Origin of the sequence: Maribacter sp. HS, assembly GCF_048059195.1 — a bacterium.
Taxonomy (GTDB): domain Bacteria; phylum Bacteroidota; class Bacteroidia; order Flavobacteriales; family Flavobacteriaceae; genus Maribacter; species Maribacter dokdonensis.
In genome coordinates this window covers 1-2,807 of the sequence record NZ_JAYLVV010000015.1, presented here as the reverse complement: position 1 = coordinate 2,807, position 2,807 = coordinate 1, and the positions used below count along the sequence as shown (strand labels likewise).

Genomic DNA, 2,807 nt, shown 5'->3' with positions numbered 1-2,807 from the left:
AGCAGCAAAAGCATGAAGCCCTTGCTGCGCGGGATAACAACTTGATAAATCAATCTGTTTCCTAAATTATTAAAGAAAAAACTTGTTTTTTGACACAGTACCTAAGCGTAGTGCGGAGGCAAGGAAACTTTTCGTTTCCGTCTGCCAACGTAGCTAAAGCTTATTGTTTAGTTTTATTTTTTATTGTTCAAAGCTAAATCCATAAGATTTAGCGACATTATAAATATACACAGACCGTTCGTTTTAGCTCTAAAGTCCGCATTACGTTTAGGTTTTGTTAGCAATAGTTTTTATCTCCTTACCAGCTAAGGTTTCGAAATTATAATAATTATTAGTCTCGTAGATTCTGAAGACTTTTTTTAAATCGCTTTGAGTAATTCTTTGAATAAGTTTTTGAATTTCTTCATCTGAAATTGACTTATCCGCAAATACTCTCAAATGAATATCAGATTCTAATTTTAGTTGATGATATTCATCTAATGGATTGAGGTTTTGTTTGAATTTAATAATGTCGTTTTTAATCGAATCCAGTCCATTACCATATTCTGAGACAATAGCACTTTTATTATTAATGGTTCCAATGAAAATTTTCAAACCATATTCACTAGAAAGACCAATACGTTCAACTTTGGTGTCATTGGGTAATGTAAATTTTACTCCACTTTTTTTACTCAAGAAATCAAAATAGTTTTCTGCTCTTAGTAAGTTGAAATTTCTATCTATTGTTGAATCGTTAATTTTATTAAAGGAAAGAGTATTGTTGTTTTTAGAAAGAAAATATTCCATAAACATTGTTTTTGTTGAATCTTTTTCAAAAGTTTGATAGGGCCATTGTTCAATATAATCAAACTCAATTTTGGATTCGTCCGCTGTCCATTTTACAATCTGAGTATTGCCCTCCATAAATATTAGACTATCTGGGTGAAAGTACATTCTGGTAAATCCATCATTTTCCAGTCCATACCACTTTCCATTTATTTCTTTTTCAAAAGAATTTTGTCCACACGATAAGAGTGTCAATATTGGGCCAAGAATCAATATGTAAATTTTCTTTTTCAAAATTATTGCTAACGTTTCGGCTAAGATTAGTTGCGTTGTGAAATCCGGCAGGATTTCCCATCGCGAACTAAGATAACAAAATAGCTCTAGATTTTCCATCGGAAAATCCGGAGCAATTAATTTTAGGTATTGTTAGCGGTATTAAGCAACCCGACCCAACCTCAATAAAGACAAGCGAAAAGAACAATACCCGTAGATTTTGCCGCTTTTTCCATCCAGCGACAAACCTTGTTGAGATAAACATAGTTTAGAAGGCTTATTTAACTTAAACAAATAGTGACAAGCCAAAAGTCCGACTGCGTAACGATTGCGCACAGATTGCGTACTAGCGGCAAAAGGGAAGACCCCGAAAGCTGCTCTTTTTTTAACACAAACCAAAAGATTTGGGCAGACTTAAAATACAAAACTGAAGATTTTTTGCTTTTCTGATAAACGTTACTACTTGCGAACTGTTTGTTTTTTTAGCACGTAAAAGGAAAAAAGGAGTGGAGTAGAAGTTGCTCTAATTTTTTAAGAGCTTATTACCGTTAACGCTTGAGCTAAGCGTAGTGCGGAAGTAAGGAAACCTTTCGTTTCCGTCTTAGCACGAAGCTAAAGCTTATTGTTTAGTTTCATTTTTTCTTGTCCTAAGCTAAATCCATAAGATTTAGCGACATTATAAATATACATAGACCATTCGTTTTTGCCCTAAAGTCCGCATTACGTTTAGGTTTTGTTGTAAGCAGTTTTTATTTTTCTAAGGTAATTATCTCAATATTATTCTCTGTGTATTTTATTATTGATATTTCATATGGGTTAATTCCATCTTCATTTATATTTTTTGTTCTAATATAATCTTTGAAAAAGAATAAATCATTTTGCCCAAATATAAAGGTTGGATATTCCCAAGGTCGTAAAACAGAATAGAACGGATAGTTTAGTTTTGAGTTTAAGTCTTTCTTAAACTTATTTGTAAACAATAGCGAGGTATGATATCTTTCATTGTTTGGCTTAAATTTATAAATATTTCTATTTTCCAAAGTGTCCATATACACTACATAATTAATTTCTCTTTCTAAATTATCAAAAGCGGAATTTACTATGTCCAATAATTTGACATTCCATATTTCAAGTTCTCTTTTTGATATTTGTGTTTGTTTGTGGTTATTATAATTTGAATGATGAAAGGTATACTCATAACCTTCATTTAATGGATATTTAATTAAAGTAGGATCCCTTCGGGTAGTTACTTCATTAAGAAATGGAAAAATGGATTGATTAGCTTCGTCCCATTCAGGTAGTGTAAACCAATTTTCTAATCTTACAGCCTCTTTAATAATTTTTTGATTTAGCGAATCTTTATTTTCTACTTCTAAAAATGAGTAAGCACTAATGGTTAGGGCTTCTCTTTTGTTTTTAATAGGAGCAATTGTTAACCTTAATCCAAAATTCGAATCAATTTCTAAACCCCTCTGTTTTAATTCACTATCCAACCTATTAATAATAATCTCTTCCCTTGTTTGATTACAGGAAACAATTAATAGTAGAATAACTGATATGATAACTATTTTTCTCAAATTGCTTACAACGGTTTCGTATAACCGTCAGTTACGGGTTAAATTAGCGATTATTTTCGGTTTAGTACAGACGTTAGCAATTCCGAGTGGATTCGGACGTAGTCGAATCCGCCGTAATTGCGGTTAGCATCTATGTAAAAGCAGTAAGTCGAGTATCTTTAAGATGAACTAAAAATCAAAGATATGAACACT

The 2,807-nt window shown here is 31.9% G+C and carries 2 protein-coding genes; both read right to left on the bottom strand.

What is annotated here, in order from left to right; all coding sequences use genetic code 11:
• Nucleotides 1–267 precede the first annotated feature (267 nt).
• The gene (locus VBZ51_RS18940) at nucleotides 268–1,158 is read right to left on the bottom strand and encodes a hypothetical protein (protein WP_416577966.1); all 891 of its coding nucleotides are present in this window, start codon (nucleotides 1,156–1,158) and stop codon (nucleotides 268–270) included.
• A 629-nt stretch (nucleotides 1,159–1,787) separates the two neighbouring features.
• Complete coding sequence (locus tag VBZ51_RS18935; protein WP_416577965.1) at nucleotides 1,788–2,615, bottom strand: hypothetical protein; 828 nt, start codon at nucleotides 2,613–2,615, stop codon at nucleotides 1,788–1,790.
• Between the last annotated feature and the right edge of the window lie 192 nt (nucleotides 2,616–2,807).

Bases quoted from the DNA above. Each gene is read 5' to 3' on its own strand.
- VBZ51_RS18940 (WP_416577966.1), bottom strand. From the start codon at position 1,158: ATGGAAAATCTAGAGCTATTTTGTTATCTTAGTTCGCGATGGGAAATC.